The 17,528-nt window shown below is 38.7% G+C and carries 17 protein-coding genes; 12 read left to right on the plus strand and 5 right to left on the minus strand.

Annotated elements, in window-relative coordinates; all coding sequences use genetic code 11:
• Positions 1-340 precede the first annotated feature (340 nt).
• From OCU77_RS24755 to OCU77_RS24765, 3 genes are all read left to right on the plus strand, one after another.
• Complete coding sequence (locus OCU77_RS24755) at positions 341-1,336, plus strand: putative transporter (protein ID WP_107302938.1); 996 nt, start codon at positions 341-343, stop codon at positions 1,334-1,336.
• Positions 1,337-1,353: 17 nt separating this feature from the next.
• Complete coding sequence (locus OCU77_RS24760) at positions 1,354-3,474, plus strand: TonB-dependent siderophore receptor (protein WP_048900179.1); 2,121 nt, start codon at positions 1,354-1,356, stop codon at positions 3,472-3,474.
• 225 nt (positions 3,475-3,699) lie between these two features.
• Positions 3,700-4,278, plus strand: a complete 579-nt coding sequence (locus OCU77_RS24765; protein ID WP_048900178.1) for a hypothetical protein — start codon at positions 3,700-3,702, stop codon at positions 4,276-4,278.
• 141 nt (positions 4,279-4,419) lie between these two features.
• Here OCU77_RS24765 and OCU77_RS24770 read toward each other — a convergent pair whose 3' ends face one another.
• Positions 4,420-5,664: an Nramp family divalent metal transporter gene (locus OCU77_RS24770; RefSeq protein WP_048900177.1), complete on the minus strand. Its 1,245-nt coding sequence runs from the start codon at positions 5,662-5,664 to the stop codon at positions 4,420-4,422.
• Between the two features lie 345 nt (positions 5,665-6,009).
• On the opposite strand from OCU77_RS24770, the gene OCU77_RS24775 reads away from it, so the two are divergent.
• The 4 genes from OCU77_RS24775 to sigZ all read left to right on the plus strand — a co-directional run bounded on the left by OCU77_RS24775 (position 6,010) and on the right by sigZ (position 8,947).
• A complete protein-coding gene (locus OCU77_RS24775; RefSeq protein WP_048900176.1) occupies positions 6,010-6,342 on the plus strand; it encodes a DUF6176 family protein in 333 nt (110 codons plus the stop codon).
• 127 nt (positions 6,343-6,469) lie between these two features.
• Positions 6,470-7,069 carry a TetR/AcrR family transcriptional regulator gene (locus OCU77_RS24780; protein WP_048900175.1) on the plus strand — a complete coding sequence of 200 codons (600 nt, stop codon included), beginning with the start codon at positions 6,470-6,472 and terminating at the stop codon, positions 7,067-7,069.
• Positions 7,070-7,215: 146 nt separating this feature from the next.
• Positions 7,216-8,253 (plus strand): NADP-dependent oxidoreductase, encoded by a 1,038-nt coding sequence (locus OCU77_RS24785; RefSeq protein WP_107302939.1) that lies wholly within the window; start codon positions 7,216-7,218, stop codon positions 8,251-8,253.
• A 151-nt stretch (positions 8,254-8,404) separates the two neighbouring features.
• Positions 8,405-8,947, plus strand: coding sequence for an RNA polymerase sigma factor SigZ (sigZ, locus tag OCU77_RS24790; protein WP_048900174.1), 543 nt, complete (start codon positions 8,405-8,407; stop codon positions 8,945-8,947).
• A 112-nt stretch (positions 8,948-9,059) separates the two neighbouring features.
• Here sigZ and OCU77_RS24795 read toward each other — a convergent pair whose 3' ends face one another.
• The 3 genes from OCU77_RS24795 to OCU77_RS25260 are packed head-to-tail and all read right to left on the minus strand — an operon-like array spanning position 9,060 to position 10,786.
• Positions 9,060-9,590: a hypothetical protein gene (locus OCU77_RS24795; protein WP_107302940.1), complete on the minus strand. Its 531-nt coding sequence runs from the start codon at positions 9,588-9,590 to the stop codon at positions 9,060-9,062.
• Entirely contained in the window at positions 9,583-10,053 is a 471-nt protein-coding gene (locus OCU77_RS24800) for a hypothetical protein (RefSeq protein ID WP_048900173.1), read from the minus strand. The genes OCU77_RS24795 and OCU77_RS24800 overlap by 8 nt, the downstream gene beginning before the upstream one ends.
• Positions 10,043-10,786: a winged helix-turn-helix domain-containing protein gene (locus tag OCU77_RS25260; protein WP_048900172.1), complete on the minus strand. Its 744-nt coding sequence runs from the start codon at positions 10,784-10,786 to the stop codon at positions 10,043-10,045. The genes OCU77_RS24800 and OCU77_RS25260 overlap by 11 nt, the downstream gene beginning before the upstream one ends.
• Positions 10,787-11,078: 292 nt before the next feature.
• Between OCU77_RS25260 and OCU77_RS24805 the strand changes: the two genes are divergently transcribed.
• The 4 genes from OCU77_RS24805 (at position 11,079) to OCU77_RS24820 (ending at position 14,990) form a co-directional block, all read left to right on the plus strand.
• Positions 11,079-11,843, plus strand: a complete 765-nt coding sequence (locus OCU77_RS24805) for an EAL domain-containing protein (RefSeq protein WP_048900171.1) — start codon at positions 11,079-11,081, stop codon at positions 11,841-11,843.
• Positions 11,844-11,943: 100 nt separating this feature from the next.
• Positions 11,944-13,257 (plus strand): methyl-accepting chemotaxis protein, encoded by a 1,314-nt coding sequence (locus OCU77_RS24810; protein WP_084711860.1) that lies wholly within the window; start codon positions 11,944-11,946, stop codon positions 13,255-13,257.
• A 7-nt stretch (positions 13,258-13,264) separates the two neighbouring features.
• Positions 13,265-13,567 carry a methyl-accepting chemotaxis domain-containing protein gene (locus OCU77_RS24815; RefSeq protein WP_144414923.1) on the plus strand — a complete coding sequence of 101 codons (303 nt, stop codon included), beginning with the start codon at positions 13,265-13,267 and terminating at the stop codon, positions 13,565-13,567.
• A 421-nt stretch (positions 13,568-13,988) separates the two neighbouring features.
• Positions 13,989-14,990, plus strand: coding sequence for a YdcF family protein (locus tag OCU77_RS24820; RefSeq protein ID WP_053111884.1), 1,002 nt, complete (start codon positions 13,989-13,991; stop codon positions 14,988-14,990).
• 157 nt (positions 14,991-15,147) lie between these two features.
• On the opposite strand, the gene OCU77_RS24825 is transcribed toward OCU77_RS24820, so the two are convergent.
• Entirely contained in the window at positions 15,148-15,537 is a 390-nt protein-coding gene (locus OCU77_RS24825) for a VOC family protein (protein ID WP_048900167.1), read from the minus strand.
• Between the two features lie 176 nt (positions 15,538-15,713).
• Here OCU77_RS24825 and OCU77_RS24830 point away from each other — a divergent pair, with 176 nt between their 5' ends.
• A complete protein-coding gene (locus tag OCU77_RS24830) occupies positions 15,714-17,525 on the plus strand; it encodes an SgrR family transcriptional regulator (RefSeq protein ID WP_239686046.1) in 1,812 nt (603 codons plus the stop codon).
• Positions 17,526-17,528 lie beyond the last annotated feature (3 nt).

Below are 17,528 nucleotides of genomic sequence, written 5' to 3' on the forward strand. Positions count from 1 at the left end.
AATACACATTGGATTTATGTGGTTATTATTTTTATTTAGTCGAAACCTTAAAATAAAATAATCCATTTAGGATGATGGTGGTTTTTAATTAATCTATAGAATATAAAGTTAAGCTGATAACCCGGCTTGTATGACTAGTGTACAGTATTCATAAAATCTACTAAATCAGCAACAATTTATATAAGTCTTGATTCATATTTAATGCTGCATTGGCTACTGTTATTTTATTTGTGTAATAAAAGATTCCATTAATCACCCTTATTTAAATGATAATAAGAATTGATCTCATTTGTAATGTGGTGATAGTTTAGCAACTCAATTATCACTAAATTAAGCTCTTATGTTTCGTTGTTTTTATTTAAACCCAAAATGGAAGTATTGGTCTATTTATGGAACCGTTGCAGTAATCCTTGTCAATTGGTTTAGAGTCGGGGTCGACGTTGAGCTTAATTATTGGAATGGTGAGTTTTATGATCTTATTCAATCAGCTTTAGTTGCACCAAATAAAGTAACCATAAATGATTTTACACACACAATAATTGATTTTTTTAAGCTCACAACTATTCATGTAGTAATGTCTGTGACTGTTGATTATTTTGTTAGGCATTGGATTTTTCGATGGCGCTGTGCGTTGAATGAACATTATATGCAGTATTGGCATCATATTCGACATATAGAGGGGGCAAGCCAAAGAATTCAAGAAGATACAATGCGACTTGCGAAATTAATTGAAGATCTTGGAATCAGTATACTTCGAAACTTTATGACATTGGCTACTTTTACTCCATTGTTATGGGAGCTATCCAAGCATGTCAAAGTTATTCCATTTTTTGGCGAAGTAAAACACTCTATGGTTCTCGTCGCTTTTATATCTTCTTTTGGTGGTATGGCATTTCTCATGTATATCGGGCGGAAATTACCTGGTTATGAATATAATAATCAAAAGGTTGAGGCTGCCTACAGGAAAGAATTAGTACTTGGTGAAGATAATGAAAGCTATGCCACCCCAAAAACAGTAAAAGAGTTATTTAACGCAGTTAGAGATAATTACTTTAGTATGTATCGAGCATATTTGATGTTTGATAGCTGTTCAAATGCTTATGGTAAATACTCTGAGCTAACTGTGTATATTTTTATGAGCCCAACTATTTTACAAGCTGCAATTACTCTTGGGATTCTAAAACAAATAACCTCATCGTACTCCAAAGTTGAAGGTTCACTGCGCTTTCTTATTCGTAGATGGTCAAGCTGTGTAGAGCTTATGTCCATTTATAAACGTCTTAAGGCATTTGAGGCTCAACTTAAAGTTGAGCCTCTTATAAAAACATACCAATAAAAATCAAAGGGAAAAATATGAAGCTATCTTTAATTGCTCTTGCCATATCAAGCGCAATAGTTTCTAGTGCCAGTTTTGCAGATGATGTAACTAGCGTAGAAACTATTGTTGTCACTGCAAAGAGACCTAACTATAAAGTCGACGATACGAATACGGCAACCTTAATGGATGTTTCCAACTTAGAGACACCAAGACAGGTCAATATCATAGATAAAAAATTACTTGATGACCTTCAAGCAACATCGTTAGAAAAGGCGCTTGCGAACGATGCTTCGACCATAAAGACGCATGAAAGTGATGGCCATGAGAACTTTTATATCCGAGGTTTCCAGTTAACAACAAATGAAGGCTATTTAAGGAATGGTGAACGTAAATACTCCTTAATTCAAGAACCAGTTGAGATGTACGAGACCATCGAGATCTTAAAGGGCCCTCAAGGGGGGCTGTATGGTGCGAATGGTCATGGTGGTGTTATTAATATGATCACTAAAACGCCACAAGCTATCGCTCAGACAAGTTTATCACAAGATATTGGGAGCAATAATTTCTATCGTACCGTTGTTGATACAACAGGCTCAGCTTCTGATAATCTTCGCTATCGCGTTATTGCGTCTAAACAAGCAAAAGACAACTGGCGTCATTATAAGGATGGCGTTCACCCTAAAACAGAGCGTTCACTGATCGCGCTAATGCTTGATTACGACATCTCACCAGAGACGATGTTATCGCTAACATTTGATCATAAGTCTCAAGAAGGGCATCAAGATAGTGGTGCCTATTTTGATGATAACGGGAATATTGTTGGTGATCGTGATTTAATTTTAGATATGCCATGGGCAACAAATCAAAAGAAAGAAGATAGCTATGGCATAAAAATCAGCCATCAATTCAACTATAACTGGAACCTTACGGGCAGTTATCATTATTTAGACATGGCAAATTCAGCTCGCACTTCTAGCATAAGACTCAATGATGATAGTGCGCAGACTGGAAATTATAAATTTAGTACAGGCCAACGCGATAATAGCTACGATGTTCATACAGCGATGCTAAATCTGACAGGTGATCTGGATGCTCTGGGATTTAGGCATCAATTGCTCATTGGGGCTAATTTAGTGGATCACGAATATCATCGCTCCAGTCGTTGGGGCGGTAAAAAGTCTGACGCAAGCATCGATCCGGCGAAGCCTTCAGCAGGTTTTGACCCATCAAATATGGGAAAACCGAGTGCGAATGACTATCCACGTCAAACTTATGGTGTGTACCTGCAAGATCTAATGACGTTCAACGATCATTGGCAATTCTTGGCTGGGATCAGATATGATTTGTTTAAACAAAATAGAACGACCAATGATAAGAAAGAAGGAACGGGTGAGGATAGGGTTTATAATAATCTAATACCTAACGCATCGTTGATGTTCCACCCTGATAGTCATTCAACGGTTTATCTGACTTACTCACAATCATTCGAACCGAAATCACCAATAGATAGCGATCGTGATGCTAATGACGGTATGGAAAGAACCCCTGAGTTGGGGAACCTTTATGAGCTTGGCTATAAACATGAATTGTTCAATCAAAGCTTAATGTTCAGTACCTCTGTTTTCCAAATTAAGAAGGAAAATATATCTGTAACGAGTGATTACAGTGATCCGAAAAAACCTAACGTTACCAGAATAACAACGCAAGGTGGGCAAAGAATTCATACAGGTGTTGATGCTTCTGTAACAGGGCGAATTACATCGAAATTAACGGCCAAAGCAGGCGCACAATATATGCAAGCGCAATATAAAGGGCAGCCTAAGCATGATGGTAAAACGCCAGCAGATATCCCAGAATGGACAGCAAACCTTTGGGCTAACTATGAATTGACAGATAGTATCGACTTAAATAGCGGTCTGTATTATGTAGGCTCTCGTTTTGGTAATGATGATAATAATCAAGCTAAAAAACCTGCTTATACGCTGGTCGATGCTGGTGCGATTTATCGAATGCCACTTGAAAACGAAAAGCAACTTTCGTTTAGATTCAAAGTGAACAATCTACTTGATAAGGAATATGTGACTAGTGGAGACTATACAGGAATGAGTATGGGGCAGGGACGGAACTATATGTTATCTGCACTGTATGAGTTTTAATTTCTAGTTGTATTAATCTTCCGAGTATTTGAGCACTAAATCATGCAGTTAGAGTAGCTGTTATTTAATAATAAATGGCAGATTTAGATATCAGTTCTAATCCTCATTTATACTAATCAGAATCTTCAAGATTATAATGAATATCTTGTAGGTTCTGATTTTTTGTAAACGCAAACCTCAAGGTCAACGCGTTAACACGGATCTATATAATCACTTCGGGAATATATGAATATTTTAAAAGTTAAAACTAAACCAATGACTAAACGTAATGTGAGATTGAAAGATTTTAGTGAAAAAAATCGAGTGTCATCGGCGTTAGATACATCAATAGCAAATGTTTATGGTGAAGAATTAGCATTTAGAGGTTTTGGTCACGAGAACGTTAGAGAGCGAAATTTATATATATCGACAAACGGTTTTGATGCAGTTTTACGTGCTTGCAGAGGAATCAAAGAAATCATCATTCGTAGAGAAAAATCGAATGTTGGCGAACAGCTAGACTTGTGTGAACTCATCATTAATGGTTGGTGTGGTTTGTATTTAAGTTTTAATATGGTCTCAATATTAGAGGCTAGAGATTTGATGAAAGCATTGTTGTCTACTACGTTAAATCGCTTTGAATACTCAGTAAGAATAATAGAATCGAGTCCTGATCATCATGATAAAAGGGCTGATTTTGATGAATGCTTTAGCTTTCCAATCCCTCAAAAGCGGACAGATGATGAGGAGATAAACACAGTTGTTCATGTGTATCCAGATGTTGATCTTGATGTATTAAGAAATCATGCTTTTAAGCTTTATTGATAGTGACTCAGCTAGGCAAGTATAGAATTTATAACGAAGCATTTATGACAAACTGAGTCGATGAACTTCATCGACTCAGCGGCATAGAATATAGGTTAACGTTGTGGTGTGTAGATTAAACTGATAAATGTGGATTCTGTTTTAGATAGCGAAGGAATATAATAAGAAGACGTTTAAAATAATCACTAAGGTTACAATTAAATTACCAATGATAGAGGTTGCTTTTCGGTTATAAAAACGCCCCATGATAGCTTTACTATTTGTGAAGACGAGTAGAGGAATAATAGCTAACGCAATCCCAAAGCTGAGAACAACTTGGCTCATGATTAAGATTTTAGTGCTGTTGATGCCCATTCCTACGACAAGAAAAGAAGGCAGCATGGTGATACCTCGACGAAGCCAAATTGGAATGTGAAAGTTAACAAAACCTTGCATAACGACTTGCCCAGCTAAGGTCCCAACCACAGTTGATGATAAGCCTGATGCAATAAGAGAAAAGCCAAACAAGATTGCAGCACCTTTGCCGACAAGAGGTGTTAATGTCATGTAGGCTGTTTCAATTTCTGCGACACTCTGATTCCCTGAAAAATGAAAAACAGCCGCTGCCATAGCAACAATGGCAATGTTGACGAAACCAGCAATCGTCATAGCGATGAAAATATCTGTACGGGTTGATCGTAAGCGTTGTTTTTTGCTTTCTCCATAGCTTTCGTTGAACAATGCCGAATGTAAATAGATGACATGTGGCATCACAGTAGCGCCAAGCATGCCTGCAGCTAAATAGATTTGATGAGGTTCTGTTAGGCTTGGTAATAACATTCCTTCTAATAAGGCGCCACTTTCTGGTTTGGCGAATACTAGCTCCACGATATAAATAATGGCAACGAGCAACAAGAGGCTGGCAATCATTATTTCAAGTGGTTTTTGTCCTCGACGGTTTAACGCTAAGATGGCAAAAGTAGCGACAGCTGTAATACATACACCATCAAAGAGTGATACCCCCAGTAATAACTGAAAACCAACTGCAGCTCCTATAAACTCCGCTAAATCAGTCGCCATTGCAATGATTTCAGCTTGGATCCAATAAGGGTAAACGGCCCACTTCGGTAAGTGATCCCGTAAGTGTTCAGCTAAGTTTTTCCCAGTGACAATCCCCAGTTTTGCAGAGAGATACTGGATTAACATCGCCATTAAGTTGGCCCATAGTACGACCCATAGAAGTTGGTAACCAAAAGATGCGCCTGATTCTATATTGGTTGCAAAATTACCAGGGTCAATGTACCCAATTGCAGCAATGAAAGCGGGGCCGAGTAATAGCATTTTTCTTTTCAGCTTAGTGCTGACGGCAACAGGACCTGATGAAGCTGACGCAGTTGAGATAGACATAATTTATTCTTCTAGGGAATTGATGCGTCAACAATATTACCAATGCAAATGATAATCAATATCATTTGGGTGTTGTTGATAGAGGATAACTGAGATCTTATATTGTCTATTTATGATGTGTAGAGAATGCTTTTATTGAGGAAGTAGCCGTAGGTGATTAACTTTTGCAGAAGCATAGCCAGCCCATACAAACTCTTTGCTATGAAGCTGTGATTTATATCGCAGAACAGTAGGTATAAGAAACTTTGCCTTTCATTGTTGTAATTAATATTGATAATCATTCTCGATTGTTGTGTGCATTATTGATGTTAAATATTACCAATTGGTTAGCAGAGGAGTTTTAGTATGGAAGTCGCTTCGGGTTTGATTAAGCTTCGTCCTGATGCTGAACAAGCGCAGGGTGAGTGGCAAGCAGCGATGTCATCACGGGTCAATGAAGTTATGCAGTCGCTAAAAGATGAAGGTGTTCAGCTTGAATCATGGTTTAAAGTCGAGTTAGCTGGAGAAAGTTATCTATTGTGGTATATGCGTGCAGAGTCGTTGCAAAAAGCCGTAGAAGTGTTCCAACAGTCTACAAAGGCCATTGATCTGTTTCATTTTCAGGCACTATCAGAGTTTGCTGTTAAAGATGGTCATATTGAAACTGAATTACTCCTTCACTTTGAAAACTCAGATTAATCCATTATAAATAGTCGGCTAAATGAATCGACCTATGCCTTATACTTAAGTGATAGGGTGTAGGTGTTTAGAAAGTTTTGTCAGAATTATACTAGACGGCTGGTCTAATTGATCGTAGGCTAATGGTATGAAAGCAGAAACTCAAGATACACGACAACACATTCTGGATACTGGTTATCAGCTGATCGCTCAGCAGGGGTTTTCAAATGTCGGTTTGTCGCAATTACTCAAACATGCCGATGTGCCGAAAGGTTCGTTTTATCATTATTTCAAATCGAAAGAACAATTTGGTGAAGCACTGATCCAAGATTATTTTGAAAACTATCAAATACGGCTTAAAGCTCGCTTTGAAGACAGTGAACTCAGTGCTTATGAACGCTTAATTAGCTACTGGCAGTGTTGGATAGATATTCAAGCTCAGGAGTGTTCAACACAACGTTGTTTAGTCGTAAAGCTAACGGCAGAGGTGGCGGACTTATCGGAGATGATGCGTGTAGCCTTGCTTGATGGGGTTGAAAGTGTACTTGGGCTGATAGCCGATTGCATTGAAGCTGGTATCAAAGATGGTTCTATTGCAAAAATGGACAGCTATAAAGCGGCAGAGCATCTTTATAACCTGTGGGTTGGTGCGAGCTTATTGTGTAAGTTAACTCAAACACAAACGGGTCTACAGCGCGTTATGAAAACAACGCAAGCCATGCTTAAAAACGGTATGGACGAATCTTAATGATCAGCTGAATGCTGCTCATGTCATAGTAAATACACTCACTTTTGTTCACTTTTTAAGAAGGTAGCAAAAGTTCACCCATTAACTAGACGACTGGTCTATTTTTAGGTGTGGACAAACAAGTCTTAAAATTAAAAGGATATAACATGACAAACTCAACAACAGAAAATCGCCGTTTTGTCTTAGCGTCACGACCGCATGGTGTACCTACCGCTGAGAATTTTCGATTAGAGTCAGTTGCAAAGCCAGTTCCTCAAAATGGTGAAGTGCTTTTGCGCAGTGTCTATTTATCGCTCGATCCTTACATGCGTGGACGAATGAACGATGCTAAGTCGTATGCTGATCCTGTCGCGTTAGATGAGGTCATGGTAGGCGCAACAGTATGTCAGGTTGAAGCATCAAATAATGCTGATTTTCCGGTTGGTGAGTGGGTATTAGCGTATACAGGTTGGCAAGATTATGGGATCTCAAATGGTGAAGGCCTAATTAAATTAGGTAGCCAGCCTCAGGCACCATCGTATGCGTTAGGTATTATGGGTATGCCAGGCTTTACTGCTTACATGGGTTTATTAGACATAGGTGCTCCTAAAGAAGGAGATACCTTAGTTGTTGCTGCGGCAACAGGCCCTGTTGGTGCAACCGTTGGGCAAATTGGTAAATTGAAAGGTTGCCGCGTTGTTGGTATTGCGGGTGGTGAGGAAAAATGTCGCCATGCAGTAGAAGTGCTTGGTTTCGATGCCTGCATTGATCATAAAGACGATAATTTTGCCCAGCAACTTGCAGCTGCGTGTGATAATGGCATTGATGTGTATTTTGAAAATGTTGGCGGTAAAGTCTTTGATGCTGTGATGCCGCTCCTGAATACAGGTGCACGTATTCCTTTGTGTGGCCTTATCTCACAATACAATGCTACCTCTTTGCCGGAAGGGCCTGATCGCTTATCAATGTTAATGGGTTCGCTATTGATTAAACGCATCAAGATGCAAGGTTTCATTATTTTTGACGATTATGCACACCGCTATGGTGAGTTTGCTCAAGACATGTCAACGTGGTTAGCTGAAGGCAAAATTCAGTATCGTGAGCACCTAATTGAAGGTTTTGAAAAGACACCAGAAGCTTTCATTGGTTTATTAGCAGGTAAGAACTTCGGTAAAATGGTCATTAAAGTGAATGAACCACTGTAAAATATCCTAAAACCTTGTAGTACTTTAATCGTTAATTTGTAAAAGCGCAGTAGCTTTGACTGCGCTTTTCTCGTTTATATCGTATGGAACCTGCAACTGAGGCTTACTTAGGTATAGAATAGTTTTAATCAACAAATTAAGTAGTACAGAAATGAACGTTGAACACATTTGGGCCGAATACCGCGCCAGTCTACAAGCATTTTTACGCAAAAATGTCTCTAATGCCGCAGATGTCGATGATTTACTACAAGAAGTATTGATCAAGACATATACCCATATGAAGACCATCAAGGATCCTACCCAGATCAAATCATGGTTATTTCAAGTGGCCAATAACGCCATCATTGATTTTTATCGTAAGCAAGGGCGCGAAGCTGCGCTTGAAAGTGGTGAGCTGTGGTACGTCCAAGATGAAGAAACGATTCCAACTCAACTGGCAAATTGTATATCGCCTTTCATCCAAGCTTTACCGCAAGATGAAGCAGAAATGCTGACAGCGATTGAAATCAATGGCGAAACGCAGAAAAACTACGCTGAAAAGCATGGTGTGAAGTACTCAACCCTTAAGTCTCGTGTGCATAAAAGCCGAGAAAAGCTATTGGGTTTGTACCAAGAGTGCTGTGATTTCACCCTTGACTCGCAAGGTAACTTAATGGAATACAAGCAAAAACCAAACGCATGTAATAAGTGCTAAGCGCTATAATCTTATCGTAGACAAAATACCGCTGTAAAAATCGACAGCGGTTTTTTTATGCAGCGTGAAAAATTGCGTGTGAGAAGTTCGCGCCTTTTAACGATAAAAAGGTTCAAATTGCGCTGTTATAAAGCTCCCTAAATGCAGTTAATAGCTTGTATTGGCTTGCAAAACCGTCGTTATCAATTTTCCAACTGGTTAAAGAGGTGATTTGATAAAATGTGACTGCTGGTTGAGTAAGAAGTTTGTTAATGATGAAGTAATTGCCGTTATCTGTCGTTGGCTCTAGAAAGCTAATACCGTCACGGGTTGTAATTTTAGTAAAGCGGACATTATTACCGTCGACTTTGAATATATCTAAAAAAGCATAGTGATCTTTTAGAGAGAGTAAGGATTTGTCTCTTGTACACCCATCAGGAAATTCAAGTTTTAAGACAAAACTGATCCTATCAGGCTCCGCCAGAACAATAGGCACAAAACAGAAATCAGATGAACAGGAAGCGCTCCCGATGATCATATTGGGCGAATGTGTATCTATAGACCAGCCAGAACGACTTATCTTCCCTGATTCAGGGTGGGCCCAAACCCTCATAGGGCCCCACAAGAAAAGTGTAATTAAGATAGGTAAGAGATACTTATTCATCAGAGACTCCAAAGCAGTAAGTTCCTAGTTGGTTAGAGCGAAAACATATATCTCCGTTGGTACCTTTTAAGACCTCTAACTGATGGCTTGTTCCATAGCCGAGAACACGAGCAAACTCATTAAAAGCTTTCACCTTACATGCTTTTTTGGGGTGACTCGCCGTCGCTCTACCTTGTGTCAGCTTGATTGTTTTACTAAGGAAGTGTTGATGGTAATTGTAAGTGGCAGAAATAGAGGTGCCAATGCAGGTATCATTAGGGCTAATGTTCTTCACTTCCATATTTATAATATTATCTTTTATTTCTAATTTTGCCTCGGTAAGGCTATAGGATCTAATATTAATGTCTTTGATGGTTGTAATATAGTGGCCCTTTTTTATTTTATGAAGCGAGATCCAGTCGTGAATTATGTAAATGTTTGTTGAGATGAGCAGCAAGATGATGACTTTATATTTAGGAATCATAGGAGCAAAAATCTATTAAATGACTATTGTTATGTAAATTTTTGATAAAGGTGTTAATAGAGTAGCTGGTATTGATTCGTTTATTGTTATTCTGACATGACAAGTAGACCCTATAATTATTTATGCTGAAGCTAAGTTTATTTGACGTTTTATTGAAGAAGTCACGATCCCAACTCGAAGTTTGGTAATCTGCATTGACTTCCTCATTTAAGTATATGAGAGAGTAAGATGAGGTGTTGCTGCCACTTTTGTAAAAGTATTGAAAGAAAACGATAAAATGAAAACAAATCAATATGAATATGAACACTTGAAATGTGAGTTTGTTTTTCAGTGTTCGTATAAGAATATTAGAACTAATTACTTCACTATTATCACCAATGTGACTCGTTGTAACGTCAGCTGAATTTTCAATTTTCTGCCACTGAGTAGATATACGGTAGCCTACTCTTGGTGTGGTAACTATTAATTGCTTTATACCAAGGGTATCAAATTTTTTCCGTAAAGTTGATACTACTTGTGTCAAACTTTTGTCGGGATCTGAGATCACCCGGCCTTCCCATAATTGTTCAATGCAAAATTTTCGGGTAACCGTTTTATGATTCAAAAGTAACTCAAAGAGCTTCCCTTCTATAATTGTCAGTGTGATTTTATATTCACCATTGATAATGATTTGGTACGGATCGGCACATAACTCAATAGAGTTATTCTCATTGATAATACGTATGCTGTCCATTTTAGATTAGCCACTTTAATAGGCAAAATTCGATATGACCATTATTAACAAGACTTATAGCTAAATAAAGTTAAATAAGGCTAAGTGGTTGGTTTTTGCTCTTTGGGTTGGGCTGGAAAATCTAAATAACTACAAAATGAGCAAAAAAGAGCACTTTTCCGCGTGTTATTTGTTTTGTTTTGTGGGTCAAGATCACACTTTTGCCCCTTGTGTTATTTGTCATTATTAAACATGTCCTAGTTTCTTTCCTTCGGTACTCTTGCCCTGTTTTTATTCCAATTAAGGATATGGCGTGATATTAACTAAACCGAGAAAACTCATTCTAGATGGCGAAACGAATAGTCCATCAGTAAGCGATAAGCTCAATCTTTCTTATAGCGTTGATGCAAAAAGTAAGCAGCTGAGTTTTGTCCCAGCTGTGCAGCAAATTCATAGTTATACTCAACCGTCAATTAACCGTTGCGAAGTATTTTTCAGACCTGAAGGTTTGTGTTCTGAAGTTTTTTACCAAGAGTTAAGTGATGAGGAGGCTTGTTATATTACTAAAAAGCAACTTAAGTGGTTACTTGAATTTGTTAATATTGAAGCCAAAAATAAAGACTTTATCGTTAATGAAGTTTTTGTGAATATTGAGCCGGCTGCTTTATATTCAGTTGTTGCTGATATCATTTCACTGCGGGATATACTAACAGCACGTGACGTTAAATTAGTTATAGAAATTACAGAGCGAAAGCCAGAAGCACTCAATATAGCTCTTATTAAAGAAATGCATGACTATGGCGTCTTATTTGCACTCGATGATTATTGCTTTAGCCATGATACCCGATGTTTTTTATTATCGAAGGCTTGTATCGATTATATTAAAGTCGATGTGAATAGCATTAGAGAACTGTCAGACCCTAGTGTTAAATTGAATAAGTATAGAAATCAATCGCTCATTATAGAGAGGGTTGAATCAGTTAATGATCTTGATATCTGCCTTCAGGTGAAGTGTGTTGGTATCCAAGGGTTTTATCTAAGCCGATCTGTCGATATTAATAGTATCTATGTTCATTAGCGTTCAAATAGCTTAACTAATAATAAAAGTGGCTTTAGTTATGGTTCATGTTGTTAATGTAATCATAGTAACGAAATAGTATAACTGCTCTGGATTTATAATGTTTAAGAGAATAACTGTGGTTCTGATCGTATTGTTAACGATCTTTGTATCTTTGATGATTTCGTATAATGCTTTTTCGATGTTTGGTGCAATGCGCGATCAAAATAAGGTTAGGGTTGAACAAATCCTTCAAATACAAAGTCAGGTTGTAAACAAGTTAGAAGCACTTGCCAAAAATGGTTATTTATCTGAGACCTCCGCAAAGAAAGTTGCGCTTGAGATCTTACGAAGTATTCAATATTCAGATAATGAGTATGTATGGACGGCTACACGTGATAACCAAGGTCTATTGCGGTTTATTTCAGCACCATCAGACCCACAAATTCATGATAAGTCGTTTAGTGAAATTGTAGGTGAACAGACAGAAGTTGCGTTGATGTCTAATATGTTGAATAAAGCGAGTAATACACCAGTCAATTATGTTTGGCAGTCGACTAACGGTGATGTCACGACAGACATTAACAGCGTAGCGATCAAGACAGGGGACTGGGGATGGTTCCTAGGCAATGGTGTGCAAGATCATGAAATCAAAGAAGAGATTAAGGTCACTTTACTTTACAACATAGCGATTACGTTTCTACTGTACGTTAGCGTAGTGGCGATCATGTATTTTGTTATTAAGCATGAACTAAAAGGGATTAGCCCAATAACGAGGTTTATTGGTGCTATGGCTTCGGGGGATTTTGAGCGATTGAAGGTTATAAAATCAGGTAATGAGCTTGATATTATCGCTAATTCACTTGAAGAGTTACAGCTTCGTGTTCGCTCTATCGTTTCGTTATCAGCCCATCATATGTCGAGTATACAAGAGAGTCAGCAACGTCTGACGGACATAGTACACGTCAACATTGAAAACTCTGAGTATTCGTACACTGAAATTGAACAAGTGGCTACGGCTGCCACCGAACTTTCTGCGACAGCCTCGGAGATTGCACTGAATGCGCATGAAGCTGAAGATGCTGCGGTCACTGCGATTGAAGTGATAGAAGAAAGCAGCAGTATGATTATTCGTGCTGAAGAGATCACGTCTCAAGTTAATGACTCTATTCTTGCGTCATCTGAAATTGTTCATGGATTACGTAATTATTCTGAAGATATTGTTTCTGTGATCCAAGTGATCAATAACCTGTCAGATCAAGTGAACTTACTGGCACTCAATGCCGCGATTGAAGCTGCAAGAGCGGGTGAGGCCGGGCGAGGTTTTGCAGTTGTTGCTGATGAAGTGCGCTCATTAGCAGGTAAAACGCAGCAAGCCACCGTAGGCATCCAGGAGATTATTGATAATTTACAAAAAAAACTCGATAGAAGCTGATGTAAGCATGAAAGAAAACGTGTCCATGGTAAATGCATCTAAGCAGATCATCACTGATTTTACGTTTGCGTTTGAAAATATCTCCGCAAAAATTAGTGAAATCTCAAATGTGAATGCCTTGGTTGCGACCGCAACGGAAGAGCAATCTTCTGTGACAAAAGATATCTCTGAACGGATCGAAGGTATCAACAGTGCGGTTAATACCAATGTAGATAATAGTAAGGAGACATCTTTTATCAATAACACGATCACTGCATCTGTTAGTGAGTTAAAAGATGAGATGAGCTTCTTTAAAGTTGCTGAATCTTGATTGTCAAAGGTCGTCCCATTGTCCAAAAAGTCTCTACAAGAGTCATTTTCTATAATGGCTAGTAAATCAATTGCTAGATATGGTTATTTTTCTCTCGACTCTATCGTGCAATGTAAAATTAAACATAGAAATAACAAAATACAGATAAATCTTGTAACAAGAAAGAAGCTTGTGCCTTTTAGCTGCAATAAGCAAAGCCAAGGTCCGAATGTTGTTACTGACAAACAAATTGAGTCTGAAAAGATAGACCCATTAGAACCTACGAATAGTCGGCTTTCCAGTTATCGACTGGCAGGTCTCTTGAGTGAGGTCTTTTCATTGAAGAAAAAATTAAATTTAAAAAATAAGAAGAGCTAAGAAAAACTATCTTAGTCATATTTGTATTTGCTAGGTGATTTCATTCCAATATAAAAGGGAAGTCATGTTCAAGAAGTTATGCTTATTTGTGTGTACGCTGCTACCTTGTGTTGCCTGTGCTTTTGGTGGTGTTACATTAAGTGATCGTTTAGATAACCTTAACGATGTTAGTATTCAGAATGATCTTATCCGAAACCACATTGAAGCGGGTGGTTTTGAATATGTTTTTAATTTGTATCAGCAATTAGAACAAGAAAGAACGAATGTTGAGTATTTTAGTCCGAGTGTTGGTATTGGGGATATTGCGAATAGACTCCTTATTGCTCAAAAATTATTAACACATACAACCTATGATGTTATCACGTCGAATACAGGTAAGATCTTGCCTGTCGATAGTGATATTAAACCTGGTGGCATTATCGTATTAGGAGTAACACCTCAGTTAGGTATCTTAGAAAGCCGTTTAGATCAGGCATACAAGCTAGCAATCCTCTATCCAAACATCCCTATCATAGTGTCTGGAAAAGGAAGGAAAAGTGGAGTGGTTGAAGCTGACTATATGTACAATTATCTTGTTGCCAAAGGCATAGATAGCCACCGAATTTTCAAAGAAAGTGAATCAGAAGATACGGTTGGAAATGCTGTGTTTACTTACTTTACGATAGTGCAAGAAGCTTCACTTAAAGGTATCAATCAATGGTTGATTGTGACGAATAACTTTCATGCAATGAGGGCGTTATTTAATTTTTCTCGTGTATTTCCGCTTGATCATAAAATAGCAGTTTTTTTGGCTCCTTTGTTATTAGATGGTGTTCAGAGAGCTGATCAGGATAAAATACTCGAAGGGTTAATTACGAGTGAGATCAGTACGGATTCAAATCAACAGTTTTTAGAATTACTTGAACAAGCTTGGTTTAATGCTGACAGCTATTCATTCGAGCATAATGATATATCAGGGCAACCTTGTGCGATTCTAAATGAAGTTCTGTTTAAACACGCTTTGTATAAAGATAAGCTTGTAACACTGACAATGACTTTTCAGTGTGTAATGGGATTGAATAGTTAGTTTATCTCTAGTGGAGTAGAAAACTGCTGGGTACTTAAATTTTCATTACCCAGCAGTTATTTTGCCTGCTATTTTCTTGAAATAACATCTGATCTAAGCATTACGTTGGGGGACGCATTGCTTATTCTCACTCAGGGCAAAATAGGGTTATAGCGGTTTACGCTGTAATTTCTAATCGGTTGTTTTCAGGATCAAGCACCGTACTTTCGTAATAGCCATCCCCCGTTCTTCTTGGCCCATCAAGTACCTCATAACCATCATGTTGTAGGCGTTTTGTGAGATCATCCACTTGCTCTTCTGAGCCCAATGAAAAAGCAATGTGAATTAAACCTGTATGCTGTTGATAAGGATTGTTAGCGTTTGCAGGGATATTACCCATCTGCATAATTTCTAACCGTGCACCAGAATCAAACGTCAGAAAGTAGGATGAGAAGCCTTTGGCCGTATTCACATACATGTCATTGTGCGTAGCATTGAAGTAGTGAACGTAGAACGCTTTCAGTGTTTCTATATCTTTAGACCAGAGTGCAATATGTTCGATTTTCATAATCATTCCTCGGTGAACTCAGGCTATTATGTGATTAAAAGTAGGAACGAAAAAGAGTCAGGTTTATTTAATATAGTGCCGCATTTATCGTTTCAGAGCAGGAAAACTAGGATAAATTGCCGCTTTTAACTAAAATACGGCAAAAATAAAAGGCTAAGGTGCTTGTTTTGCAGGAAGTGAAACTATTTCGTTATTATTCAAGGTTAATCCCACTTGGTGTCAAAGAAGAATTATTACTGACCCTGAGTGAGGTTGCGGACAAGTTGAGCTCCAGTTTACGTCATGCACGTAATTTATTGGGGCAAATGCAGGAAGCAAACTGGCTAACATGGCAACCGAGTGTTGGAAGAAACCAACGCTCAATACTGACACTGCACCTTGGGCTTAAAGAGTTACAACAGATAATTGCGTTGCAGTTCGTGGAGCAGGGCTCTTATGATAAAGCCTTAGAGATGCTTGACGGTAATCAGCAGTGGTTTGGTTCCTTGCTAAAAGATACGTCGGGTGCCAGTCAGCGCTTGGGGGAGTTGCATTTACAATTAACCTATTATCGGCCATTTAGTAGAATTGTACCGCATGAACCACAGCGTAATAGCGAGCGCTTTTTTTTACGTCAAATATACAGTTGCCTTGTTCGCTGCGATGCCGATGGCCATATCGAAGCTGATCTCGCTCATCATTGGCAGCATGATAGTAGTGCTAAGTGTTGGAAGTTTTACCTCCGCCGAGGCTTAACCTTCCATGATGGACGTGAAATAACAGCGCCGTTGATCGCGCAGCTGATCACTAAGCTACAAGAGCAATCTAGTTACCAACAGGATTTAGCGCATCTAGCGTCAGTAACTGCAACACGTGAGCACACCTTAGTTTTTGAATTAACCCAAGCTGATTTAGGGTTTGCTGGGCTTTTGGCTGATCCTAAGTACTCAATTCAGCCTCCAAGTCAGTTGTCGACAAGTTCTAAGCGTGCAATAGGGAGTGGGCCTTTCCAAGTTGTCAGCCACACCAAAGAAAAACTGCATTTACAAGCATTCCCGCATTATTACGCTTGCCGTGCTTTAACGGACGAGGTGACGATTTGGCATGTACCTACCTTTAAGAAAAAGAAATTAACGCTCGATGGCGAAGCCTCAGCGGTGATTAATGATGATTTCCCTCAGTTACCGACATGTCGGCAATATTTGCAATGCTTAGACAAAGATCAAGGTGAGGCGAGTGCTTTAGATACTTATCGGCATGCATCAGGGTACGATCAAGCCAGTATGATACAGTCTGAAACCCAGAAGGCTTTATTAGAGCATGGTTGTGTATACCTGGTATTTAACCAGCGGCAATCTGTATTAACAGAAGAGCAGCGGCATTGGCTACGTGCTTATTTGGCACCAAAAGAGATATTACAAGCCGTAGGGACAACAGAGGATCTTCAAGGTTTACAAGCTGCAACTAACCTGCTGCCAGTTTGGACTGCTGTATATACACCTCTTGCGCATGCATGCCCTTTACCTAAGAAGTTATCGATAGCCCATTATGATCAGAGTGATTTACGCAATGCTGCGCAAGGTATAGCCAAGCTACTTCAAGATAAAGGAGTTGAAACATCGACCATGGGCTATAGCTATGAAGAGTTGCAAGTCCATATTCGAACTGATTCTGTCAGAGAAGATCTGGTTTTAACCAGTACCAGCCTTGATGATAATCGCCCAGCATCGGCGTATAGATGGTTATATGCTGATCCGCTTCTTAATAATCTATTATCACCAGCACAAAAAGAATGGTTAACGACGCAGTTAGTTGCTATCCGACAGACGACCTCATTAGAAAATTATTTATCTGCAATAGAGCCTTTAGCGACAGCGATGATTAATGCCTCTTGGTTAGTCCCCTTGTATCACCATAAACAAACACTTCGCTTTCAGGATGTTTTACAAGGCGTTGCAATAACGAATTGGGGCTGGCCTGAAATTAAAGATGTGTGGATTGAGAACTGAGTC

The organism is Photobacterium swingsii (assembly GCF_024346715.1).
GTDB lineage: Bacteria > Pseudomonadota > Gammaproteobacteria > Enterobacterales > Vibrionaceae > Photobacterium > Photobacterium swingsii.